Source organism: Microbacterium sp. NPDC079356 (genome assembly GCF_049545465.1).
GTDB lineage: Bacteria > Actinomycetota > Actinomycetes > Actinomycetales > Microbacteriaceae > Microbacterium > Microbacterium gawkjiense.
Genome location: NZ_JBMWDN010000002.1, coordinates 350362 through 373068 on the forward strand (window position 1 = coordinate 350362; position 22707 = coordinate 373068).

Genomic DNA, 22707 nt, shown 5'->3' on the forward strand with positions numbered 1-22707 from the left:
GCGCCGAGCTCGAAGCGGTACCCCATGGTGTTCAGCGCATGCCAGCGGCCCAGGCGGCCAGGTCCGCGACGAGCGCGGCGTGCCCGGGCGCGTCGTACGAGCGCGCGTCGTGACCGAGCACGTCCACCGCGACGCGGGAGGGGCCGACCGTGCGCCGCCACGCCGTCGGCTCGCGGTGACCGGCGTCGCCCTCGTGCCACGCGATGACGTCCCGGTCGCCGGTGGCCTGAAGCGCGCAGTACCGCTCGTCCTCGACGGTGAAGGGCACCCCGTCCCGGGCGTCGACCACAACCCGGCCGAACGGCGGATGGAACGACAGCGTCGGCAGCCAGACCGCCCCGATCGCACCCGCCCAGCGCGGGTAGTCGCGCAGCGAGGCGACCGCGCAGTGCATCGCGAGGACGCCGACTCCGCGGTCGAGTGCCGCATCGAACGCGGCGACGGCCGCGGCATCCACTCCCCGCTCCCCGCCGCGCCACGGATCGCCCGCGTTGACGACGACGAGGTCGGCGTCCGCGAGCGACGCCATCGCGGCATCGACGTCCTCGCGGCCGGTCACGTCGTGACCGATTCCCTGCAGGATCGCCGCGAGTCGGGCGGAGGTCTCGGCGAAGGGATGCCACGGGTCGGCGTACCGGCCGGCACCCGACAGGATCACGGTGCGCACGGTCATGCCGGGAGGCTACCGCGTCGGCGCCCTGCCTCGGGCCGTCAGTGCAGCTCCGCGTCGGCGGAGCCCCGCCGCCACGACGCGAAGGCGACGGTCAGCCCGGCACGGGTCGGGGCGCAGACGAACGGGCCCGCCGTGGCATCCAGGTCGGCTGCGAAGGGGATCACGCGGACCAGCCGCAGCGGCTCGTCGTCGGCGCCCGCCCGCACGGTGAGCGCGTTCCCGTCCCGGCTCACGCGCACCGTGATGCGGCGGCCGAGCCACTCCGGCACGGGAGCGAGCGACCAGTCCGACATCCTGTCGGTCACGACGGCGCCCAGCTGCAGGTCGCCGTCCGAGAACTCGACACCGGCCTTCACCCACCGCGTCTCGTCCACCCGGACGAACAGCCCGGCCTGGTCGAACTGGGCCTCGAAGGTCGCGTCGAAGGCGACCTCCATCGCGGTGCCGTCGGGGATCGGCGCGAGCAGCGCGTGCTCGGTGTCGTGGACGAACCCGTAGGAGGTGATCCGCCACGCGTCGCTGCCCTCGACGGCGGTGACGCGCAGCATCCCGTCCTGCTCCACAGCCGCGTGCGGCGGGGTCGTCCAGGTCCCGTCCGACCAGGTGACGGGCTCTTCTGCTCGGGTGGCGGCGCTCATCCCGTCAGGCTATCGGACGCCTCAGCCGAGGCGGAGGCCCGCGGACGCGACGGCGCGGAGGGCGACGTCGAGCACCGCCGCGCTGTGGTCGAGCCGCCGGTCGCGCTCGGCGAGATCGTGCTCGGCGATCATCCGCACGAAGGCCCGGAACTCCGCGGTCATCCGATGCGGGTCGTCGTCGAGGGCGATGCGCTCGATCGTCCCGTCCCGCAGCTGCAGCTCGACGGCGGCGATCTCGTTGGGCGGTCCGTCGACGATCATGACGCCCTGCGTCCCCTGGATCTTCGTGCGCGAGGGGCCCGGCGAATCCTTCGCCGCGAGGCACACGGCCGTCAGGTCGGGGTAGCCGAGGACGGCGACACCCGACGTGTCGACACCGCGCTCCATTCGGGGCGTGTAGACGACAGAGTCGGGGGCGCCCACGAGACCGACGACCAGGTGGATCGCGTAGATCCCGAGGTCCATGAGGGCGCCGCCGCCGGCCGACGGGTCGAAGGCGGGCGCGACGTCCCCCGCGCGGAACGCGTCGTACCGCGAGGAGTACTGCGAGTACTCGCTCTGCACGAGCCGCAGGTCGCCGAGGCGGCCGAGGTTCCGCCGCATCCACTCGACGTTCGCGAGGTATTGCGTACTGATGGCCTCCACGAGGATCAGCCCGCGCTCCTCGGCGAGCGTGCGGAGCTCGGCAAGGTCCTCGGCACGCAGCACGAACGGCTTCTCGCAGACGACGTTCTTTCCGGCGAGCAGCGCCCGCCGCGCGACGTCGGCGTGCAGCACGTTCGGCACCGCGACCCACACGGTGTCGACGGCAGGGTCGGCGAGACACGCGTCGAGGTCGCTGAAGACAAACGGGATGCCGTGGGTCGCCGCCGTCTGCTCGAGCTTCGCCCTGCTGCGCTCGGTGCCGACGATCGCGGCGAGGGTGACGCCCGGGATCTGCCGGGCGTGGGGCAGGAACTCGGCGACGATCTTGCCGGCGCCGACGACCGCGAGTCTCAGAGCGCCAGTCCGATCGCGAGCAGGACGACACCGAGCAGCGGCGCCGTCAGCTGAATCATCGCGGCGCGCGCCTTGGAGCGATCCGACAGCAGCAGCACGAGACCGGCAGCCACCATCGACCCGGCGCCGACGAAGACGAGGGTCGCGCCGATCGCGGTCGACCCGGTCGCGACGAAGACGATGCCGAGGAAGACGGCGACCGCGAGGAACAGGTTGTAGAAGCCCTGGTTGTAGGCGAACGGCTTCGTGACGTGCACGGTCTCGTCCGTCGTGCCGAAGGTGCGCCGCGCCGCTGCCCCCGTCCAGGCGATCGACTCCAGATAGAAGATGTAGACGTGGATGGCGGCGCCGAGCGCCGCGAACACCAACCCGGCGATGACCATGCCGCCATCATCCCAGACGCACCGCGTCGCGCCAGAGCGACGCGACCTCGATCGGGTCGCTGATGCCGAGAGGGGCGCCCCCGGCATCCCGCGTGAAGGCGAGGAGCACCGGCGAACCGTCACGGCCGCGGACCACCCGACCCGCATAGGCGGGGGCGGCGGCGATCAGCCGGGCGTCGTCGGGGCGCGCGTCGATCGGGACCTGCCCCGTCGGCATCGCCCAGACGCCGTCGACGCCGTCGGAGCGCGTGGCGCAGAACAACGTGAGGTGCTCCTCCCCCACCAGGACCGTCTGCAGGACCTCGAGGTGGGGGAAGCGCGTCGACACCGCCCCGAGGTGCGGCTGAGCGGTCCAGGTGTCGAGGTCGGGCGACCAGGCGTGGCCGACGACACCCCCCGAGCGGTCGTGATCGCCTCGAGGGCGGCGGCCTCGGACGCCGGCGCCGTGCCGGTCAGGTCGGTGACGAGGCGCAGGAAGGCCCGATCGTTCCGCGCGAACACGGTGTAGGTCGAGCCCGGGCTCGGCGAGGGTCTCGTCGAGCCCGGTCGCGCGGAGGGCCCGGACCAGGATGTCGTAGCCGGACGCGTTGCCGTCGGGGGTGCCGCCGCCGGAGGCGTTCACGGCGACGTCGACGATGGTGCCGGCGGACATGTCGGGCGCCACTGTGTATTCCCGTCGAAGGACCGCCGCGGATGCACCCGGCGAAAACGATCTGCGCGCTACGGCGACAGCTCGGCTTCGAGCCTGTCGAGGAGGACCTCGAGGGCGGTCTCGAACTCCTCCTTGCTGTGGTCCTCGCTCAGGAGGGGGCGTAATCGGCGCACCTGCGGCGCGTCTTCCAGGTCGTCCTCGCCCGAGAAGGAAGGCTCCCCCGTCCCGGACGCGGCCCCCACCCCACCGACGTCGGCACCGCGGACGGCGGTCTCGAGGAGCAGCTGACCGAGCAGGAAGCTGCTGAAGCCGCGATAGGCACGGACCGCCTGCTCGTCGGAGAACCCGTGCGCCAGCAGGACGCGCAGAAGGATGTCGACGGCCTCGATGCTGCGCAGCGGCGGGCGCAACCACGGCGCGGCGGGGTGGCGGGTCACGATCAGGGGGAAGGCGAGCGGATGCGTGATCGCGATCTCGCGCACGGCGTGGGCCACGTTCTGCAGGAACGTCTGCCAATGCTCCTCGGCCTCGCGCTCCATCACCTCGGTGAGCTCCGACGTCAGCAGGTCGACGACGCCTTCGAGGAGGTCCTCTTTGCCGTGGACGTGGCGGTACAGCGACATCGCTTCAACACCCAGGTGATTGCCCAGGGCGCGCATCGACAGTCCTACGGGACCCGAGCGATCGACCAGCTCGAGCGCCGCGTCGACGATACCTGCGCGACTCAGTCGCGGCGTCGTCGCACGATCGGTCTGTCTGCTCATGAGGAGCCTCCACGCCGATCCTCCCCTTTTCTCGGCGGATCCGCATGCTTACAGCGTAAGCTTGCGCTGATGGGACGTTTGGCATTCGGCTCCGAGACGGTCACGCTCGATGACCGCCTCCTCGCTCACCTCGAAGTCGTGATGGTGACGAAACTGCGGCGTCGCGAGCCGTTCATCCTCACGTGGACGGTCGACCCGAGCCTCGGAAGCGGCCGCGTCTCGCGCTGGGTGGGCGTGTCCACCAGTTGGGACATTCGCTACCAGAGCCGTTCCAGCGGTCCGCTGAACCCCGCGTGGATCGAGAGCCTCATGGCCACCGCGAACTCCCCCGGCGGACTCCGCATCGTGCCGGAGCCCGACGAAGAGGAGCAGGTCGCCGGTCTCTGAGAGCCGGTGATCAGGCGCCCGCGACGCGGCGGGCGGCATCCCCCATCGCGTGGACGGCTTCGCGCAGGACCGGGCGCGGCGTCGCGAACACGATGCGGACGAAGTCCTCGTAGCCACGGCCGAGCAATGCGCCGTCGGTGAGGACGACTCCCGCCTCCTCGCGGAAGAAGGTCGCCGGCGATGTCGGCAGGTCGAGGCCGGCCGCGTCGATCCACCCGATGTAGGTCGCCTGCGGCGGGGTGTACCGCGCGCCGGGGAGGTGCTCGGCGAGCAGTCGCTCGAGCTCGTGCCGCTCGGCATCCAGGTACGCGATCACATCGTCGAGCCACGGCCGCCCGTCGCGGTAGGCGGCGATCGCCGCGACGACGCCGACGGTCGCCGCGCCGTGCTGCACCGCGAATCCGAAGCGGCGGTACGCGGCCTGGTCGGCGTCGTTCGAGGTGATGAGCTGCGCGGTCTTCACCCCGGCGAGGTTCCACGCCTTCGACGCGCTCGTGCCGGTGATCGTGTGGGCCGCCGTCGCCTCGGACAGCGACGCGTACGGCACGTGGGGTGCGCCGTCGTACCGCAGCGGTGCGTGGATCTCGTCGGCGAACACCCGGCCGCCGTGCCGTTCGACGACCTCGGCGAGCGCGGTCAACTCCTCGCGGTTCAGAACGGTGCCGGTCGGGTTGTGCGGGTTGCACAGCACGAGCGTCCGCGCCCCGGCGGCGAAGGCCGCGTCGATGCCGTCGAGGTCGTGCTGCCAGCGGCCGTCCACCACGACTCCGGGTACCTCCACGACGGGGTGTCCGATGGTCGGCAGGTAGGTGAGGAAGGGCATGTACGCGGGGGTGGGCACGATGACCGCCGACCCCGCCGGCGCGTACTCCGTGATCGCGACGCCGAGGGCGGCCATGACGTCCGACACCGGGTGCACCCGCTCGGGGTCGACCTGCCACCCGTATCCCGTCCGCATCCAGGCCGCCGTCGCGTGCCCGAGTTCGGCCGCGAGCGGCGGGGACAGATAGCCGAGGATGCCGTCGGTCACCGCTCGCTGCAACGCCTCCGAGACCGGCGGCGCGATGCCGAAGTCCATCTCGGCCACCCACGCGCCGACGGACCCCGGGTGCAGGCTCCACTTGCGGCTCTCGGGACGATCGAACCGCGACCGATCGATCCGGTCGAACGGGTGGGATCCGATCGGGGGGATGACGCTCATCCCCCGACGATGCGGGGTGCGCGGCGGCCGTGCAAATCGGGTCGTAACACTCGGCATCCGAAACGCCGGAAGCCCCGGCGAACCGGGGCTTCTCGTGGCGGAGACGGAGGGATTTGAAATCGCGCCGATGGCAACCGAGACGGGTTGAATCCGCATGATTCCGCGGATTCTGACGTCGCCGACGTACTCCTGGATCAGATGGGCCGGGTTCGATTCGTGGCAGAAACGTGGCGGGTGTTCGGCGCGAAATCAGGTGGCTGCACCCACCCTTCAGTCACGCGATCTGGAGACTACGCGGACGCCGCTTCGACCATCATCTCGACGGGTTCGATCATGCCGTATCGGTCGCGCAACGTGTCCAGGATCTCCTCGACGGTGAGCGCTGCACCGTAGCGGCCGGAACGACTCGCGATCTCCCGCACCGCGGCGAGCGCATGCCCGGGGTTGAGCGCGACAGTGTTCTTCGCGAACTCCCTGGCGCTGAGCACCTGGATGCCCGGCGGAATCTTGGCTGCAGGGAAGTCCTTCAGGTTCTCGGTGACGATCGCTACGGCCGCAGCGACCACATGCTCGTCATCCGGATCGGGAAGCCCGAAGGTACCTTCCAGCGGTTCCCAGCCTTCGACCTCCGCGTCGGCGAACTCTCGCCGCATCGCGGCGATGAGGGTTGCTGCGCGGCTGGCAGCCTCCGCTACGGGTATCCCCCGCTTCACAAGCTTGACTTCCTCGTGGAACTCGAGTTCGTCGAGGATCGCCGAGCTCCAGGTCGGTCGATACGCGCCCTCGACCGCGAGCGAAAGGAGGAAGTCGCGTTGCAGGCTCGGCCACAGCACGCTGGTGTCAAGGGTCGCCGTGAACACGACCCCATCCTGTCAGTCTGCGAGGTCAGAGTCGGGCTGCCCGCCTTGCGGCGACCGCCTTCCTCGCCGCTCTGAGGTCCTCGAGCGTCTGCTCGATGTTGTCTTCGTCGACGGCGTCGCGCGTGGCGGCGAGCATGTCGTACTGACGCTCCCGACGGCGCTCTCGGTACTCGAGCAGATCCGCGAGGAGAATGCGTCGGTGCGTTCCCGCCTTCTCGAATGGGATCTCACCCTCGTCGAGGAGCTTCACAATGGTCGGGCGGCTCACGTTCAGGAGATCCGCTGCCTGCTGGGTGGTGAGCCGTGTTGCCTGGGGTACAACTGACACGGCAAGCCCGCTCTGCATCGCGTCCACGATCTTGCGGAGAGCGAGGTAGACCTCTTCCGGAAGCTCGACCTGGTCGCCTGGACGCGCGCCCGCAAGGAAGTACCTTGGCTCGGGAAGAGCCCGGCCGGCGGCCTCATGGGCGGTGAGGAAGTCCAGCACAGGGGCAAGCTCGACTTCCCTGCTGGGAAGGTACGTCTCTTCAACGACGGCAGCGCGAGACACGGAAATCACCTCAATACACGTAAACGCAGGAGGTTGCGTTTGTTGCGACTACGGTAGCACGCGTCGCTGACAGGCCAATAGGAGCGCGCTGGGGCAACGACCAGATGCCTCGTCAGGACACCCCGAGCCGTTCGAGCGCGTAACTCCACGGGAGGCGCTCCTGCTCGAGGCGTATGTTGCCCTCCGCGCTCAGCGACTGAAGAGTCGCGCGCTCATCAGGCTTGAGCAGCTCGAACACGCCGACGTTCGGATCCGGATCGGTCCCCCACAGATCACGGTGAGCGAACAGAGTATCCATATCCATCAACGCCGACGTTGCGTCCACACCCCTGGCTCGAAGTCGGTTGAGTATGGCGAATCCGTGCGAATCGAGATCGCCCCAGTAGGTGACCGTCTGCGCCCACGGGAGGCGGGCGACGAGATCGACGCGGTGACCACCACCGTGCACTGCTACAGCTCGGGGCACATCCGGCATCGCGAGCAGGGTGGCGAGGTTCTCGAACACGAACACGCGCTCGGGTCGGATCGTGCTTGCCGCAAGGTCGTCGACGGGCGCCGACACATCGGTGAGCCCCTGGAACGAGAGCGACGGATCGAGAGCACGGATCCGTATGAGCGGTGACGGCTCGCGAAGGCCCAGTCCGGGCGCTCCGGTTCCCGCCCGATGCAACGCCTCGACGAGTCCGCGGCGAGATTCGATCCATTTGGTGTGGATGCCGCGGATCGGCAGTTCCCGCACCAGGTGGCCCGATTCCGGGTTCTCGCGCAACCAGGCCAGCACATGGACGAGCCTGTCGAAATCGGCACCATCGAGATCGCTGATCGCGCGGCCATGGGCGCGGAGCACGCCGCTGGCGTCGGAACCGGCCAGGCCCCTCAACTCGTCAAGTCGCGCCATCAGACGTCGCCAACCCTCCGCCTCGCCCGCCGCTCGAGCGATCGAATCCGAACCGCGCAGCACCGCGCGAATGGGGACTTCCTGCGACCCGATGCGTGACCAATGGCGGACGACCCACTCGAGCTCGATACCCGAATCCTCGCTCACACCGCGCCAGGCGTCGACCCACCGTCGAACCAGATTGAGATCGTCCAGCGCCTCCCGCTCCGTCGGCGGGCGTAGCGGAACGTCGAGCACGACATCGGTCTGCTGCTCGGCGGCCCAGGTGCGTGCATCGCGGTCGAAGAGCTTCTTCGCCCGCGCGCGCAGGTCAGACGGTGTGACAAGCGTGGTCACACGCGCGACTCCGCGTGCGGCGGGGTGGCGACCTCAGGTTCACCGACCGAGAACACCACGTTCGCCAGCCGTGAGGCGTCGCGGTCGGGGTTCGATACCGACGTGATCGCACCCACGTACGGCTCGAGCGTCTGCAGCAGCTTCTGCGGTGTCGCGAGGATCATGTGGAATCCGAACTCGCGGAACACCTCCATCGCGTTGCGCGTGTATCGGCTGTCAGCCTTGTCGAACGCCTCATCGAGCACGATCGACCCGAACCTCGGAACCTCGTCCTCTTCTTCAGTCAGCTGGTACCGCAGCGCTGCCGCGAGGCAGAAGATGACGAGCTTCTGTCGCTGACCACCCGACAAGCCCTCTGCGGAGTCATACACCCGCACAACGCGGCCGGCGACGTCCTTCTCCCGCGCGAGGAAGCTCACGTGAAGCCTCGTGTCGAGCACCCGGTTGCGCCAATCGATGTCGACGCGGTCCTTAGATCCGAGTCGACCGATTACGCGCTGCAGCACGGCGAATCGTTGCTCGGCACCGGCGGCCGACTCGTCGGCCCAGTTGCCTTCAACGATGCGACGGAGGTCCGTCAGGAACTCGTCGACCTCCGGGGTCCGCGTCGTCTTCACATCGATCTCGAGGAAGCGGTCCGCTCCCTCGAACGGGGACCGCCCCAGGGATGCGTTGACGGGGAGGATTCGCTCACGGATGAGACCCGGGGCGTCGCGGAGGTCGCTGAGCAAGTGTGCGACGACGTCCTGCGATCGTTCCCGCAACAGCTTGCGGAACTCGGACTCCTTCTCGGGCAGGCCGCGGGCGATGATGCCTTCGCGCAGTTCCCGGTAGCTGTAGCGGTCGCGGATGTCGGCAGTCAGCTCTGCGGATGCAGCGGGCCACCCGAGCCGAAACTCGGCGGCGCGCCCGGCGAAGCTGGCCTCAGCATCCGCTGCGCGACTGGCCGAGGCGTCCTTCTCCTTCGAGAGTGCCGACTGCACCTTTCGCGCGACTTCGTCCACCGTCTCCAGGCTCACGGAGCGTCGCTCGGCTCGGAACCGGCCTTCGAGGGCGTCGGCGATCCGCTCCTCGACCGGTGCATATGGGGTGGCCTCGAGTTCGGCGACGTGTGCCGCGATGCTTTCGACGTGACTGCGGGCGACAGCGTGGGCTCCGAGCGCTCGTGCGTGCTTCGCGTTCGTTTCGTCCAGTCGCCGGGTCGCTCGCTCCGCGGCCTCCTGTGCTTCGCGGAGAGTCCCCGACTCGCTGGTGAGCACCCGGAGATCGTCGCGCTGGGCCGCGGTGACCGCCATCGCAGTTGCGAGGTCCACTTGGTCCCAGCTGAACGTCGACACGCGTGTGAAGACGTCGCGCCGACTGACCGCGTCCTGACGAAACGAGTCGGCCTCGGCGTCGCGGGCGGATGCTTCCTCCATCGCCGCCATCGCGTCCCGCCGACGCTCAAGCAATGCCTCGAGCCGCGCGTGGGTGTCGCCGCCCAGCACCCATCGAGTGGCATCACCGACCTCGTGACGGTCGTCCTTCTCATACCTGCGTGAGTTGCGCTTGACCAGGCCGCCGATCGTGACGCCACGCTCGACGTCATCAAGCTCGTCGGGGTGCGAAACGCAGGCGTAGTCGAACTCGGAGGCCATGCGCTTGCGGACGTAGGACGCGAAGGGCCCATCGCTCACCGCGAGGCGATGAACGAGCGAGCGGGCATCCTTGGGGCGACGCGGCTCGTCGACGGCGTGCGGGACCGCTTCGATGACGAGCCGGACACCGAGTGTCCGCGAGTCGGCTGCCCGACGTGCGGCGACAAGATGTTCGTCCCGCACGAGGAGCGTCGACGCAAACGGAGCGAGCACTCGCTCTGCCGCGCCGCGCCAGGCGGAGTGCTGCTCGGCAACCGAGATCAGCTCGCCCGCAAAGGGGAATGTCGATGCCGGCACACCGACAGCGTCCGCGAGGAATCGTCGTGCGCTCAGAAGCTTCTCGTCGAGGTTGCTCCGGTGATCTCTCAGCGCCTGAATCTGCCTGGTGACTTCGTCCAGCGCCTTACGCGCCTGACTCGCGGCGTCACGGACCTCATACGACACAGCGGGGATGTCGCGCGCAACCTCGGTGACGGCCGCGGCAAGGAGCTCCGCAAACTGCTCGGGGTCTTCGGGCGTTGGTGCGCCGATGCGCATCAGCTCTGCGGTCAACTGAGCTCGATATTGCCTAGTGACGTCCTCGGCACGCTGCGCACTGTCGATCCGCTCCTGCAGAAGCTCGACGCGCGCGCCGCCCTCGTCCCGGACCCGCGCCTTCGCGGTTTCCAGCGCCTCTGCCGCCAACTGCTGCTCTCGCGCGGCGTCACTCAGGTCGCTCTCGGCGCGCGCCAGCGCGGCGCGTGCGGGGCCCGCAGCTTCCTTCGCGAGCCGCAACTTGAGTCCCGCTGTGAAGGGCTCGACCCCGTCGTGCAGATCGGAGATCGCCGCCATCTCAGCGCCCGCCAAGTCGAACGCGGTGATCGCCTCGTCGACCTTGCGGAGCGCATCAGCCTGCTTCCTCAGGTCGACCACGTGCTTGTGCGCGGCATCGAGCTCCGTGAACTGCTCAACGGCGGTCTCGGCCCGCGCGAAGGTCCCTGGCTGGTCGAGCATGAACCCGCGGAACAACGCGTCGAGGGTGCCGAGGTTCTTCGCTGACTGTGTCTTGTGGAGAAGCTGAAGCGTCGCATCTCCGCGGAAGCCGAACTGACGGATGATCCGCTCGTGAAAGCGTCCGTGTCTCCCGCCGGTGGTGATCAGCGCGTCGGGGAAGGCCTTCGACATGCGACGCGCGTCAATTCCGCCTTCGACGTGCGGCTTCACGTCGAGAAGCTTCACGTGACCGCGGGTGAAGATCCGTGCGTCCTTCAACGCGGTCGGTTCGGTGCGCGTGCCCGATGCGTGGAACACCCGCAGCAGGACGACCGGTTCATCGCGGAGATTCTCGTAGCGCAGCAGGATGCCGCTCCAGGTTGCCTTCGAGCGCAGGTAGGTCGTGGTGGCCCGATCGGCAGTCTCGTCAGCTTCCTTGCTCCAGGCGCCACGCACATAGCTCATCAGCGTCCGATCGCTCTGCCGGGAAGCGCCATCCTGAGCCGCCGCGTTGAGGCGCAGCCACCTGTCGGGGGTGAGGACGGCGGCAATCGCGTCGAGTAGCGACGACTTGCCCGATCCGGATGCGCCGGTGAACAGGTGGCCGGCGCGCGCGACATCCACGGAGACGTGGCCGGCGAACGTGCCCCAGTTGACGAGTTCGATTTGGGCGAGTCGCCACTGGCCGGGCCTGGTCGGATCGACCTCCGGCTCGTCGGTGGGGAAGCTCAGCATCGTCATTCTGTGTCATCCTCGGCATCCGTCGACGGGGCAGCGGATTCTCCTCCGCCCTCTCGGGCGATCCGGTGGTACTCCGATGTGATCGCGCGGATCTGGTCGGCATCGACGAGCAGTCGGAGCACGGGCGAAATCTCGGCACGGTCATCGCCAACGGCGTGCAACACGCGGAGCTTGTTCTGCATCTTGTTCCACGACGAGTTGACGCGGCTCGCGAAGTCCTTCTCATCACGGTCCGGGGTGCGGAACACGGCGAGCTGCTCGAACACCTCCGCCTGCCCGACGATCACCCGACCGCGACCCTCCTCGCTCAGCAGCGTCTGGCGCAAGACAAGCAGCATTGCGGTGTCGAGGAACGTCAACGCCTCAGACCGCACTGCCTTCGGGGCGTCCTCGGACGGAGCGTTGCGGACGAAGGCGAACTCGTTGTCCCGATCGATAACCAATTCGAGGAACAAATCGGCGAGCCGGGAGCGGAGGACAGCCTCGTCGGCGAGCAGCACCGCCCACAGCTGCGCCTCGCGCGCTCCGGAAAGATACGGGCCACGCACCAGACGCAGCAAGACGCGCCTCGTGCGATCAGGGAGTTCGCCGGCGTCGCCACGCCAGAGGCCTCCGTGCTCGTCGGGGGCGACATCCGCCGTGGTCGACTCGGTCATGCCACCGCTCCTGTGAATCGGTGCGCGGCCACAATCGCCGCACGCGGGACTCCGTCGGCGCCCTGCCAAGCGAGTACCTCGGGCTCATCGTCAACGGTGCCCTGCTCGGCGGCGATCGAGAGAAGTCCGATCACGCTGCCGACCCCCTGCGTCGCGGGGTATCGAGCAAGGACATCTGCGACGGTGCACGAGGGCACCTCGGCGAGCAGGTCGTTGACGTTCCGGGTGAGTTCGTCGAAGTCGATCTCGGTTTCGCGAGCGATCGCCCGCAGCTCCTCGAGGCTCGCGAGGGATGTCGTCTGCGTGACGATCTCTTCGGTGGCGGCGAATTCGGCGGGGTCGTGAAGGTCGATCGCCCCGACGCTCGACAGCGCAACGGCCGAGAGATCCAGCGTGAGAAACGTCGGATGCCACGGACGCGTGTGTGCGGCGGCTTCCACCCCCGCGTGCTGAGCCTCCCGCAGAAGAGTCCGCAGGACCCGGTCGCGCTGGTAGTCCTGCGACTGCACGTAGCGGCGGAGCGCCCGGGCGAACAATGTGATGACATCGTGGATCTCCGCGCTTCGTCCCTTGAGCGTTGCGAGGAAGGCGCGCAGTGCCCGGCGCTCATCCGAGGTGAGATCACGAGCGAATCTGCGGTCGAGGATGCGACGGATGTCGGCCTCGAATGCGGCACCGAGTGCAGGGTCGAGCACGAGCTGGGAGAAGGCAGCGAAACTGCGGCCTGCATCCGAGTCGGAGATGTGGTCGATTCCGCGGAAGACTTCGTCGACGACTGACGCCTGAGAAACATCGGACTCGACGATCTTCGCCCTCAGCGACGCATTCAGCGTCTCGAACTCGGCACGCACCCGAGCAAAGTCGTCCGGCACGTCCGCCGCCTGCGCCAGCACGTCGCGAACGCGCTCGAGCGCCCGGTCTTCATCGATCGCGGACTCGTCACCGGAACGCAGGCTCTCGATCCGCCGCTCAATCGACTCGATCTCTTCCTCGAGTAGCGCGATGCGCGCTGACACGTCAGGATCGGTGTCGATCGCGAGGCGACGGACCTGCGCCGCAAGACTCGCAAGCCGAGACTCGGTCACACTCGAACGCGGGGCGGCACGCCCCTGCAAGAAGCGGATCCCGGCGATCGCATCCGGGGAAAGCTCGAGCGTCTCACCCCGCGCTTCCGATGACGGCCGACGCACCAGGAAGCCGGCCGATCGCCACTCCCCGCAGTACCCCCTCGCAGTCAGCGGCAAGATCAGCCCCTGCGCACGGAGCCGCTCGAGGTCGGCATCGATCCGCTCGTACAGCTCCTCAGCGTCGACTCGGCGCTCGTCTCCGCCCAGGTGGGTGCCGAGAAGACCGGCGACCACGGGTGCGCTGTCGGCTCGAAGCAGCTTCCACGCCGCATCGCGCTCCGCAAGCTGGAGGAGCTCGAGAACCTGGGCGACGGCGGGCACGCGTCCATTCTGAAGGAACACACCGACATCCGTTGACGCGGCGGCGGCGGATAGCTCGGGCTGAGTCACCCGATGAGGTAGACCATCCCGCGACCGTCTGTCGCGAGCGCCTCGACGAATTCCTGTGCCCACGTGAGGTAGTCGAGGACGTAGCGGAGCTCGTCGTCGTCGTCGTCGACTCCGTGCCGGCTTCGCCAAGTGCGCGCCCACGTTCGCGCCTGGTCCTCGTCGATCGCACAGAGGTCGTCCCGAATCGCTGGCACCTCCTCCGGGAGGATCGTCCTCACCCACGGGTCCCAGCCCATGTCGTGCATCGTCACGTTCCCCTCGAACATCCGGTAGCACGAGCCGGCGGCGGGACTTCCGGGCCCCGAGCGCGTGAGGGACTGCAATGCGGACCATACCTTGTCGAGATAGAGCATGTCGCGCTTCGGTGAGACCTGCTCGAACGTCGCGACACTCACGCTCGCGTGCGGCTCCAGGCCCCACGCGTCAGCGAGCGGGTCGCTGGAGAGGATGCTGTGCGGGTCATCGACCGCCTGCTGAGCAAGGTCGGCATCGAAGGCATAGGCGTAGTAGCGGATTCCCATGCGGCCAGCATCCCGATGCAGGCGCAGCCACGATCACCGCATCCGACGCCGTGGGGAGAACGCGCCCGAATCCGCCGCTGTGGAGGACCGGAGGCCTTCGCATGGCCCCGCCCCTGGAGATCGAGGGATATGCGCTCGCGGTCTCGCGGGCAGCGGCACTGAACCTTCGCCCGGTCCAGCCGCAACCGAGCAGGTTGATGAGCGGGAACTCATGATCGAGCTCAGAGCGCCCAGAACGGAACGCTTCGCAAACGTGGCAGAAATGGCGGATTTCGTGGCAGATGCGAAATAAACCGCCGTTGATCTGGGATTTTCCGCGGAGACGGAGGGATTTGAACCCTCGGTCCCCTTACGGGGACTCCACCTTAGCAGGGTGGTGCACTAGGCCTGACTATGCGACGTCTCCAGGCATCCAGCCGCGGACGGCGCGGATACACCACGCAAGCATAACCGCTCTGCGGCGCCTCACCGAACCGGGGCTCAGCGCTGCGCGACGGTGCAGGTGACCTCGTTGGCCGACTGGCCCGTGATCTCGCCCGGCAGGTCGACGGTGCCCTCCTCGCCCGCCGGCGGGGTCGCCGTGGCCCCGGGGGTCCCGCTCGGGTCGGGCGTCGCGGATCCGGTCGGATCGGGCGTCGCGTTCGGGTCGTCGGCCTCGCCGACGACCTCGACGCCGTTGCCGCCGCTCGCAGCACCGGTCACGCGGATCGGCTTGTTCTCGGCCAGAGCCGTGAAGAGCACGTCGGCCGCCGACGTGACCGGCAGCACGCGGGCACCACCGGGGGCGTAGTACGTCGGGTACTGCACGAAGACGATGTCCTTGTACGGGACGTCCGCGACGGCCATCGCGATCTGCACCATCCGCTGCGGGTTGGTGAGCGACTCGCTGAGGACCAGCTGCTTCTCGTTCACCTGACGGAGTGCCGTATTGGCGAGGTTCAGCAGCGCGGGGTAGTTCGAGAGCACCTCGCCCGACTGCAGCTTGCGCACGAGCGAGCTCATGAACTGCTGCTGGTTCGAGATGCGGCCGAGGTCGGACCCGTCGCCGATGCCGTGGCGGATGCGGAGGAACTGCAGCGCCTCGGCGCCCACGAGCGTCTGGTTGCCCTTCTTGAGGTCGAGACCCGTGTGCCGGTCCTTGATGTCGTCGCTGAGGCAGACGTCGACACCGCCGATCGCGTCGGACATGTTGATGACGCCCGTCCAGCGAATCGCCGCGGCGAACTGGATGTCGATCCCCGTCAACTCCTCGACGGTCGCGACCGAGCAGCCGAGGCCCCCGTAACTGTACGAGGTGTTGATCATCTGCGCGCTCATCGCGGCGGACGTCGTGCCGTCCGGCGAGGTGCACGACGGGATGGGCACGATCATGTCGCGCGGGAACGAGACGACGGTCACGCGGCGGGGCGTGTCGCTGATGTGCACGAGCATCGTCACGTCATTGCGCTCGCCGCCGTCGTCGTCCGCGCAGCGCGGGAAGAGCGTGAGGTCCTGACCCTCGCACGAGTCGGTGCCGACGACGAGCATGTTGACGCCGCCCTCGATCTCGCCGATGTGCGGCGGCAGGGGGGCGTCGTCGCCGATCGCCACACCGTTCTCGTCGAGGCTGCGCGCAGCATCCCACACGTAGAACCCGCCGATGGCGACCGTGCTGACCAGCGCGACGGCGAGGACCGCCGCGAGAATCGTGAAGACCTGACGCAGCGGATGCGGCGAGGTCAGCGCTCCGTGGCGGGCGACGGGTTGACGGCGGAACTTCGTCGCCTTCGCGTCATGCCTTGCGCTCACGGATCACCTTTCGGACAGTGCGGAGGGTGTGGGATTCGAACCCACGGGACATTGCTGCCCACCGGTTTTCAAGACCGGATCCTTCGGCCGCTCGGACAACCCTCCCGACCGCGCAGACAGCCCCGGTCGAACAGGCCGAGTCTAGCCGACCCCAGAACCCGTCCATTCTCGCGGCAGCGCCTGTGGGCGGCCTGAACGGGCCCGGTCAGAGGGCCTTCAGCACCGCCGTGACGCCGCCCTCGGTGACGGATGCCGTGAGCTCCGACGCCTCGGAGGTCACCTCATCGGGCCCCTGGCCCATGGCGATCGCCCGTCCGCCGTTCGCGCGCGCCCATCGGAACATCCCGATGTCGTTGCGTCCGTCGCCGATGACGACGACGTGGGCGGGGTCGATGCCCAGCCAGTCGCGCACCTTCTCGAGGCCGGTCGCCTTGTCGACGCCCTGCGGCGCGATGTCGAGCCACGCCGACCAGCCCACCGCGTACGAGACCTCGTTCAGGCCGATCCGCGACACGAGGTCGACGAAGTCCTGATCGGTGCCCTCCTCCGACACCACGACGACGCGCGACACCGGCTGCGCGGAGAGGTCCTCGAACGGGACGCGGTCTGCGCGCGACACGTTCCACTCGTCCATGTCGTCGGTGTAGAGGCGACGCCCGTCGGGCAGTTCGACCATGTACCGCGCCGAGGGGAGGTGGTCGCGCAGCAGGGTCAGCACCTCGGACGCGTCGAACTGCTCGGTGTGGAACCGCTCGTACTCGCGGGTGCCGGCTGGGCCGGTGCGCCGCAGGATCACGGCGCCGTTCGAGCACACGACGTACTCGGGGGTGAGCGCCAGCCCTTCGAGGATGTGGCGCGTCCCCTCCCACGAGCGACCCGTCGCGAGCATGACCTCGTGCCCGGCCCGCTGCGCGTCGGCGATCGCGTCCACGACACCGGGACTGTAGCTCTCGTCCTCGAGCAGGATCGTGCCGTCGACGTCGAGCGCGATGAGCAGTCGCTCGCGCGGGGGCTCGGCGGCATCCGTCGCGATCTCGTCGACCACCTCGGCGGCATCGTCGGGCGAGACGGCGCGGACCTCGCCGGTCGCGGGCGCTCCCTCGGGACTCACGCGATCGGCTCCGCCACCTCGAGGCCGCCCAGGTAGGGGCGCAGGACCTCGGGGATGACGACCGAGCCGTCTTCGCGCTGGTGCGTCTCGAGCAGGGCGACGATCCAGCGGGTCGTCGCGAGCGTGCCGTTCAGCGTCGCGACGGGAGCCGTGCGACCGCCCTCGGGGCGGTACCGGATGTCGAGGCGGCGGGCCTGGTAGGTGGTGCAGTTCGACGTCGACGTGAGCTCGCGGTACGCGCCCTGCGTCGGGACCCAGGCCTCGACGTCGTACTTGCGCGCGGCGGACGACCCCAGGTCGCCGGCGGCCACGTCGATCACGCGGTACGCGAGACCGAGGTCCTGGAGCATGCGCTCCTGCATCTCGACGAGGCGCAGGTGCTCGGCCTCGGCGTCGTCGGGCGTCGTGTAGACGAACATCTCCAGCTTGTTGAACTGGTGCAGGCGGATGATGCCGCGGGTGTCCTTACCGTAAGAGCCGGCCTCGCGGCGGTAGCACGTCGACCAGCCGACGTAGCGCTTCGCGCCCGCCTCGAGGTCGAGGATCTCGTCCATGTGGTAGCCGGCGAGAGGGACCTCGCTCGTGCCGACGAGGTACAGGTCGTCGTCGTCGAGATGGTAGACCTCGTCCGCGTGCTGGCCGAGGAAGCCGGTGCCGCGCATGACCTCGGCGCGGACGAGGGTCGGCGGGATCATGGGGATGAAGCCGGCCTCGAGCGCCCGCTGCATCCCGAGGTTCATGAGGGCGAGCTCGAGTCGGGCACCGATCCCGGTGAGGAAGGTGAACCGCGCGCCCGAGACCTTCGCCCCGCGCTCGGTGTCGATCGCCCCGAGCATCTCGCCCAGGGCGAGGTGGTCGCGGGGTTCGAAGTCGAACGTCGCGGGCTCGCCGTGCGTGCGCAGCGTGATGAAGTCGTCCTCGCCACCGGCGGGCACGCCGTCGATGACGATGTTCTCGATGCGCGCGAGGGCCGCCGAGGCGGCCTCCTCGGCCACGGTGACCGCCTGCTGGGCGGCCTTGACGCGCTCGCTGAGGTCCTTCGCCTCGGCGACGAGCGCCGCCTTCTCGTCCTTCGGCGCCTTCGCGACGCGTTTGCCGTGCGCGTTCTGCTCGGCGCGGAGCTCCTCGAAGGCGGTGATCGCCGCGCGCCGCTCACGGTCCGCGGCCAGGGCGGCGTCGACGGTGTCGGGCGACTCGCCGCGGGCTTCCTGCGAGCGCTTCACGAGGGCCGGGTCGTCACGGAGGAGGGCGAGATCGATCACCCGTCGAGTCTAGTCGCGGGCCTCCCGGCCCCCTCCCCTGGTGCGGATCGCGCAGCCGCGCAAGGGGCCCCGGGAGACGGATGCCGGGCCCTATCCTGTACGCATGGCGACCGACCCCGGCACGACGCACGGCTCCGACGACGCGCACGACCCGGCTGCTGCCGCAGAACCCGACGGCGTCATCCGCGAGCCCGACGACATCGCGCCCGACACGGAGGACGGCGAGACGGGCGCGGCCCGCCGGGTCGACCGCAGCGGATCGACCGAGCCGATGCCCGACGAGGACGGTCGGCCGAGCCCGAAGGCCGCCCTCGTCTACAACCCCATCAAGGTCGACGGCGACGCGCTGCGCGAGCAGGTCGCGACCGCCGCGAAGGCGGCCGGCTGGTCCGAGCCCCTCTTCTACGAGACCACCGTCGACGACCTCGGCGACGACGTCGCCCGCCAGGCCCTGAACGAAGGGGTGGATGCCGTCCTCGTCGCCGGCGGCGACGGCACCGTCCGCGCCGTGAGCGAGGCGATGACGGGCTCGCCCGTCCCCCTCACGATCGTGCCGAGCGGCACCGGCAACCTGCTCGCTCGCAACCTCCGGCTCCCGCTCGACGACCCGGAGGCGATGATCGCCGCCACCTTCGACGGCGACACCCTCGCGATCGACGTGGGCCTCGCGCAGCTGCGTCGTCCCGACGGCGAGACCGCCGAGCACGCGTTCGTCGTCATGGGCGGGATGGGGCTCGACGCCGCGATGATCGCCAACACGAACAGCGACCTGAAGAAGAAGGTCGGCTGGGTCGCCTACGTCGACGGCGCCGCCCGGTCGATCGCCCAGGCCAAGCCGTTCCCGGTCGTCTACCAGGTGCCGGGTCACCGCATCCACCGGGCCGACGTGCAGAGTGTGCTCTTCGCCAACTGCGGGTCGCTCCAGGCGGGGCTCGAGCTGATCCCCGAGGCATCCATCACCGACGGCGAACTCGACGTCGCGATCCTGCAGCCGCGCTCCGCGTTCGGCTGGCTGCTCGTCTGGCGGCGCCTCGCGTGGGACAACAGCGTGCTGCGCAAGTTCCGCACCGGACGCAAGATCCTCTCGCTCCGCACCGCCGACAACTCCGTGCGCTACTCGCGCGGCAAGGGCATCGACCTCGCCGCCGAGGAGGCGCACCCCGTGCAGCTCGACGGCGACGAGTTTGGCGAGGCGACCCGCATCGCCGTCCGCGTCATCGCCGGCGGACTCACCCTCGCGATCCCGCGCGGGCACTCCGTCGAGGCCGTCTGAGGGATTCCGCGCCGGATTGCAAGGGGCGGCGCCGGCATCGTCGGGTGACGAGGATGAGGGGATGCCGTCCCCTTCGATCGTCTGGTTCCGCGACGACCTGCGCCTCGCCGACCACCCCGCCCTGCGCGCGGCCGTGGACCGCGGCGAGCCCGTCATCGGTCTCTACGTCCTCGACGAGGAGTCCGAGGGCATCCGCCCGCTCGGCGGGGCGGCCCGGTGGTGGCTGCACCACTCGCTCGCCTCGCTCGCCGAACGGCTCGCGGAGCGCGGTTCGCGGCTGATCCTGCGCCGCGGACCCGCCGCCCGGGTCGTGCGCGACGTGGTCGACGACACCGACGCGGGCGCCGTGTTCTGGAACCGCCGCTACGGCGGGCCTGAGCGCGAGATCGACGCGCAGCTGAAGGCGGGCCTGCGGGAGGGCGGCGTCGAGGTCGCGTCGTTCGCGGCATCCGTTCTCTTCGAACCCTGGACCATCCAGACGGGGTCGGGCACGCACTTCTCGGTCTACAGCCCGTTCTGGCGGGCGTGCCTCGCGCAGCCCGCTCCGCGCGCGCCGCTGCCCGAACCGCGGGAGGTGAGCGGGCCCTCGCGCTACCCGGCGTCGGACGACCTCGACGACTGGGGTCTGCTGCCGACCGCACCGGACTGGGCGCAGGGCCTGCGCGACACGTGGGAGCCGGGCGAACCAGCGGCCCGCCGTCGCCTGCGCGAGTTCCTCGACGAGGACCTCGGCCACTACGGCGACGCCCGCGACCGTCCCGCCGCCGGGGCGACCTCGATGCTCTCGCCGCGCCTGCGGTGGGGCGAGCTGAGCCCGCACACCGTCTGGCACGCTGCGGTCGAGGCGACGGGAGCCTCGCAGTTCCTGTCCGAGATCGGCTGGCGCGAGTTCGCCTGGCACACCCTGTACCACTTCCCCGACCTCGCGACGAAGAACCTCCGGCGGGAGTTCGACGCGTTCCCCTGGCCGCGCGTGAAGCCCTCCGCACTCGAGGCCTGGCAGAAGGGGCGCACCGGGTACGCCATGGTGGATGCCGGGATGCGGGAGCTCTGGGAGACCGGCTACATGCACAACCGCGTGCGGATGATCACGGCATCCTTCGTCATCAAGAACCTTCTCATCGACTGGCGCCGTGGCGAGGAGTGGTTCTGGGACTGCCTCGTCGACGCCGACGGGGCGAGCAACCCGTTCAACTGGCAGTGGGTCGCCGGGTCGGGCGCCGACGCCGCACCGTACTTCCGCGTCTTCAACCCGGAGCTGCAGGCCGACAAGTTCGACAAGAACCGCGAGTACATCGGGCGGTGGGCTCCGGAGTACCGGGATGCCGACGGGCAGCCGCCCCTGCCGATCGTCGACCTGAAGGCGACCCGGCAGAACGCGCTCGACGCCTACGAGAAGGTCAAGCAGGCCTCGCGCGAGTCCTGACCGAACGCGGCCGCGCCGCGGATCGGAGCCCGGAGGCCCGACCCGCGGCGCGGATGCGTGGTGTCAGCGAGCGGTCACTCGGAGACGGGGATGGACTGCGCCTTGAGGGCGTCGACCGTCTTGGTCTGCGCCGCCTCGAGCGCCTCGAACAGCGTGCCCTGGCCGGTGGCGGCCTTCTGGAAGCCGTCCGACACGTCGGCGTAGGTCTGCGTCATGGTCGGGCCCCAGACGAAGTCAGGGTTGACCTGCGCAGCGGCCTCGGCGAAGACGTCGTAGATCTTCTGCCCGCCGTAGAACTCGACACCCTCCTGCAGCGACGGCAGGGTCAGACCCTCGGTCGTGGCGGGGTAGATGTTCGCCGACTCGTTGAGGGCGGTGAGGGCCTCGTCGGACGTGTTCAGCCACAGCGCGAACTTCGCGGCCTCGTACGGGTGGTCGGTGCCCTTGAAGACGGCGATCGACGATCCGCCCCAGTTGCCGGCGGCCTTCTCGCCCGCCTTCCACTGCGGCGACGGCGCGACCGACCACTTGCTGGCGGTGTCGGGAGCACCGGACGAGATGGAGTTGGCACCCCACACGGCCGAGTTCCAGGTCCAGACCTCACCCGAGTTGTAGGCGTTGTTCCACTCCTCGGTCCAGGCCGGGTAGGTGGAGACGAGGTCCTCGTCGATGAGCTCCTGCCAGTAGTCCGCGACCGTCTTGGACTGGTCTCCGGTCAGGTTGACCTTCCAGGCGCTGCCGTCGTTGGAGAACCAGTCGCCACCGGTCTGCCAGACGAACCCGGCGAACTGGTTGATGTCGGCGGTCGAGAAGTTGGTGATGTACCCACCGGCCTCGCGCACCTTCTCGGCGGCCTCCTTGTACTCGTCCCACGTGGTGGGGACGTCGATGCCGTTCTGCTCGAACAGGTCGGAGCGGTAGAACAGCGCCATGGGGCCGGAGTCCTGCGGGATGCCGTAGACGCCGTCGGTGCCGAGCGTGACCTGGTTCCAGGTCCACGGGATGAACTCGTCCTTGGCGGCGACGACGTCCTCGCAGGCGGCCAGGTCCTCGAGACCGTCCTGCACGCGGAAGCTCGACAGCGCGTCGTACTCGATCTGGCCGAGGTCGGGCGCGTTGCCGGCCTCGAGCTGGCTGAAGAAGCTCGAGTAGGTGCCGGAGTTGCCGTTGGGGCCGGTCTGGACCTTGACCTGGATGTCGGGGTTCTCGTCGTTCCACATCTTCACGACGTCCTCGATGCCGGGGATCCACGAGGTGAAGTCGAGGGTGACCTCGCCGTCCGACGGGGCGCAGGCCGCGGGGTCGGCTGCGCCGCCGCTGCCGTTGCCGGTGCCGCCGTTGCCGCCGGCGCAGCCGGCCAGGGTGAACGCCGTGAGCAGTGCGACGCCGGCGACGACTGCCTTCTTGGTGTGCTGCATGGGATTTCCAATCTGATCATTGATCGGGTGTGACAGGAACGGGT

Annotated in this window: 21 protein-coding genes and 2 tRNA genes; 3 read left to right on the plus strand and 20 right to left on the minus strand. The window is 69.3% G+C overall.

All coding sequences use genetic code 11. From position 1 onward, the window contains the following. Positions 1–31: 31 nt before the first annotated feature. From ACPEH0_RS06540 to ACPEH0_RS06565, 6 genes are all read right to left on the minus strand, one after another. Entirely contained in the window at positions 32–673 is a 642-nt protein-coding gene (locus ACPEH0_RS06540) for a ThuA domain-containing protein (RefSeq protein ID WP_366213736.1), read from the minus strand. Between the two features lie 38 nt (positions 674–711). Next, entirely contained in the window at positions 712–1311 is a 600-nt protein-coding gene (locus tag ACPEH0_RS06545) for a DUF1349 domain-containing protein (protein WP_217529417.1), read from the minus strand. A gap of 21 nt (positions 1312–1332) precedes the next feature. After that, positions 1333–2310 carry a Gfo/Idh/MocA family protein gene (locus tag ACPEH0_RS06550; protein ID WP_366213963.1) on the minus strand — a complete coding sequence of 326 codons (978 nt, stop codon included), beginning with the start codon at positions 2308–2310 and terminating at the stop codon, positions 1333–1335. Continuing rightward, positions 2307–2693: a DUF1304 domain-containing protein gene (locus ACPEH0_RS06555; RefSeq protein ID WP_217529419.1), complete on the minus strand. Its 387-nt coding sequence runs from the start codon at positions 2691–2693 to the stop codon at positions 2307–2309. The genes ACPEH0_RS06550 and ACPEH0_RS06555 overlap by 4 nt, the downstream gene beginning before the upstream one ends. 7 nt (positions 2694–2700) lie before the next feature. Then, positions 2701–3345, minus strand: coding sequence for a hypothetical protein (locus ACPEH0_RS06560; RefSeq protein WP_254631846.1), 645 nt, complete (start codon positions 3343–3345; stop codon positions 2701–2703). A gap of 68 nt (positions 3346–3413) precedes the next feature. Continuing rightward, the gene (locus ACPEH0_RS06565; protein ID WP_366213735.1) at positions 3414–4109 is read right to left on the minus strand and encodes a TetR/AcrR family transcriptional regulator C-terminal domain-containing protein; all 696 of its coding nucleotides are present in this window, start codon (positions 4107–4109) and stop codon (positions 3414–3416) included. A gap of 69 nt (positions 4110–4178) precedes the next feature. On the opposite strand from ACPEH0_RS06565, the gene ACPEH0_RS06570 reads away from it, so the two are divergent. Then, positions 4179–4496 (plus strand): hypothetical protein, encoded by a 318-nt coding sequence (locus ACPEH0_RS06570; protein WP_217529425.1) that lies wholly within the window; start codon positions 4179–4181, stop codon positions 4494–4496. Between the two features lie 10 nt (positions 4497–4506). Here ACPEH0_RS06570 and ACPEH0_RS06575 read toward each other — a convergent pair whose 3' ends face one another. The 13 genes from ACPEH0_RS06575 to serS all read right to left on the minus strand — a co-directional run bounded on the left by ACPEH0_RS06575 (position 4507) and on the right by serS (position 18546). Beyond that, the gene (locus ACPEH0_RS06575) at positions 4507–5697 is read right to left on the minus strand and encodes a MalY/PatB family protein (RefSeq protein WP_366213734.1); all 1191 of its coding nucleotides are present in this window, start codon (positions 5695–5697) and stop codon (positions 4507–4509) included. Between the two features lie 290 nt (positions 5698–5987). Then, positions 5988–6557, minus strand: a complete 570-nt coding sequence (locus tag ACPEH0_RS06580) for a PIN domain-containing protein (RefSeq protein ID WP_366213733.1) — start codon at positions 6555–6557, stop codon at positions 5988–5990. A 25-nt stretch (positions 6558–6582) separates the two neighbouring features. After that, positions 6583–7107 (minus strand): helix-turn-helix domain-containing protein, encoded by a 525-nt coding sequence (locus ACPEH0_RS06585; RefSeq protein WP_204964613.1) that lies wholly within the window; start codon positions 7105–7107, stop codon positions 6583–6585. Positions 7108–7219: 112 nt separating this feature from the next. Continuing rightward, the gene (locus tag ACPEH0_RS06590; RefSeq protein WP_366213732.1) at positions 7220–8341 is read right to left on the minus strand and encodes a DUF3322 domain-containing protein; all 1122 of its coding nucleotides are present in this window, start codon (positions 8339–8341) and stop codon (positions 7220–7222) included. Continuing rightward, entirely contained in the window at positions 8338–11691 is a 3354-nt protein-coding gene (locus tag ACPEH0_RS06595) for an ATP-binding protein (protein WP_366213731.1), read from the minus strand. Before ACPEH0_RS06595 ends, ACPEH0_RS06590 begins: the two co-directional genes overlap by 4 nt. Continuing rightward, positions 11688–12347 carry a DUF4194 domain-containing protein gene (locus tag ACPEH0_RS06600; protein WP_366213730.1) on the minus strand — a complete coding sequence of 220 codons (660 nt, stop codon included), beginning with the start codon at positions 12345–12347 and terminating at the stop codon, positions 11688–11690. The genes ACPEH0_RS06595 and ACPEH0_RS06600 overlap by 4 nt, the downstream gene beginning before the upstream one ends. Then, complete coding sequence (locus ACPEH0_RS06605; RefSeq protein ID WP_366213729.1) at positions 12344–13795, minus strand: DUF3375 domain-containing protein; 1452 nt, start codon at positions 13793–13795, stop codon at positions 12344–12346. Before ACPEH0_RS06605 ends, ACPEH0_RS06600 begins: the two co-directional genes overlap by 4 nt. 65 nt (positions 13796–13860) lie before the next feature. Continuing rightward, positions 13861–14385 carry a DUF1877 family protein gene (locus tag ACPEH0_RS06610; RefSeq protein WP_366213728.1) on the minus strand — a complete coding sequence of 175 codons (525 nt, stop codon included), beginning with the start codon at positions 14383–14385 and terminating at the stop codon, positions 13861–13863. Between the two features lie 317 nt (positions 14386–14702). Then, positions 14703–14791, minus strand: a tRNA-Ser gene (locus tag ACPEH0_RS06615). A gap of 74 nt (positions 14792–14865) precedes the next feature. Further along, complete coding sequence (locus ACPEH0_RS06620; protein ID WP_217529429.1) at positions 14866–16173, minus strand: LCP family protein; 1308 nt, start codon at positions 16171–16173, stop codon at positions 14866–14868. 20 nt (positions 16174–16193) lie between these two features. Further along, positions 16194–16278, minus strand: a tRNA-Ser gene (locus ACPEH0_RS06625). 100 nt (positions 16279–16378) lie between these two features. Beyond that, positions 16379–17284 (minus strand): HAD family hydrolase, encoded by a 906-nt coding sequence (locus tag ACPEH0_RS06630; protein ID WP_366213727.1) that lies wholly within the window; start codon positions 17282–17284, stop codon positions 16379–16381. After that, positions 17281–18546 carry a serine--tRNA ligase gene (gene serS, locus ACPEH0_RS06635; RefSeq protein WP_366213726.1) on the minus strand — a complete coding sequence of 422 codons (1266 nt, stop codon included), beginning with the start codon at positions 18544–18546 and terminating at the stop codon, positions 17281–17283. The genes ACPEH0_RS06630 and serS overlap by 4 nt, the downstream gene beginning before the upstream one ends. A gap of 103 nt (positions 18547–18649) precedes the next feature. Here serS and ACPEH0_RS06640 point away from each other — a divergent pair, with 103 nt between their 5' ends. Next, positions 18650–19819, plus strand: coding sequence for a diacylglycerol/lipid kinase family protein (locus ACPEH0_RS06640; protein WP_366213725.1), 1170 nt, complete (start codon positions 18650–18652; stop codon positions 19817–19819). Positions 19820–19880: 61 nt separating this feature from the next. Beyond that, positions 19881–21245 carry a cryptochrome/photolyase family protein gene (locus tag ACPEH0_RS06645; protein ID WP_366213724.1) on the plus strand — a complete coding sequence of 455 codons (1365 nt, stop codon included), beginning with the start codon at positions 19881–19883 and terminating at the stop codon, positions 21243–21245. Positions 21246–21319: 74 nt separating this feature from the next. Here ACPEH0_RS06645 and ACPEH0_RS06650 read toward each other — a convergent pair whose 3' ends face one another. Further along, positions 21320–22663: an ABC transporter substrate-binding protein gene (locus ACPEH0_RS06650; RefSeq protein WP_366213723.1), complete on the minus strand. Its 1344-nt coding sequence runs from the start codon at positions 22661–22663 to the stop codon at positions 21320–21322. Positions 22664–22707: the final 44 nt, after the last annotated feature.

What these genes read in the sequence shown, in the direction of transcription:
- ACPEH0_RS06540 (WP_366213736.1), bottom strand. Translation starts at nt 673, where the DNA reads ATGACCGTGCGCACCGTGATCCTGTCGGGTGCCGGCCGGTACGCCGAC.
- ACPEH0_RS06545 (WP_217529417.1), bottom strand. Translation starts at nt 1,311, where the DNA reads ATGAGCGCCGCCACCCGAGCAGAAGAGCCCGTCACCTGGTCGGACGGG.
- ACPEH0_RS06555 (WP_217529419.1), bottom strand. Translation starts at nt 2,693, where the DNA reads ATGGTCATCGCCGGGTTGGTGTTCGCGGCGCTCGGCGCCGCCATCCAC.
- ACPEH0_RS06560 (WP_254631846.1), bottom strand. Translation starts at nt 3,345, where the DNA reads ATGTCCGCCGGCACCATCGTCGACGTCGCCGTGAACGCCTCCGGCGGC.
- ACPEH0_RS06565 (WP_366213735.1), bottom strand. Translation starts at nt 4,109, where the DNA reads ATGAGCAGACAGACCGATCGTGCGACGACGCCGCGACTGAGTCGCGCA.
- ACPEH0_RS06570 (WP_217529425.1), top strand. Translation starts at nt 4,179, where the DNA reads ATGGGACGTTTGGCATTCGGCTCCGAGACGGTCACGCTCGATGACCGC.
- ACPEH0_RS06575 (WP_366213734.1), bottom strand. Translation starts at nt 5,697, where the DNA reads ATGAGCGTCATCCCCCCGATCGGATCCCACCCGTTCGACCGGATCGAT.
- ACPEH0_RS06595 (WP_366213731.1), bottom strand. Translation starts at nt 11,691, where the DNA reads ATGACGATGCTGAGCTTCCCCACCGACGAGCCGGAGGTCGATCCGACC.
- ACPEH0_RS06600 (WP_366213730.1), bottom strand. Translation starts at nt 12,347, where the DNA reads ATGACCGAGTCGACCACGGCGGATGTCGCCCCCGACGAGCACGGAGGC.
- ACPEH0_RS06610 (WP_366213728.1), bottom strand. Translation starts at nt 14,385, where the DNA reads ATGGGAATCCGCTACTACGCCTATGCCTTCGATGCCGACCTTGCTCAG.
- ACPEH0_RS06640 (WP_366213725.1), top strand. Translation starts at nt 18,650, where the DNA reads ATGGCGACCGACCCCGGCACGACGCACGGCTCCGACGACGCGCACGAC.
- ACPEH0_RS06645 (WP_366213724.1), top strand. Translation starts at nt 19,881, where the DNA reads ATGCCGTCCCCTTCGATCGTCTGGTTCCGCGACGACCTGCGCCTCGCC.
- ACPEH0_RS06650 (WP_366213723.1), bottom strand. Translation starts at nt 22,663, where the DNA reads ATGCAGCACACCAAGAAGGCAGTCGTCGCCGGCGTCGCACTGCTCACG.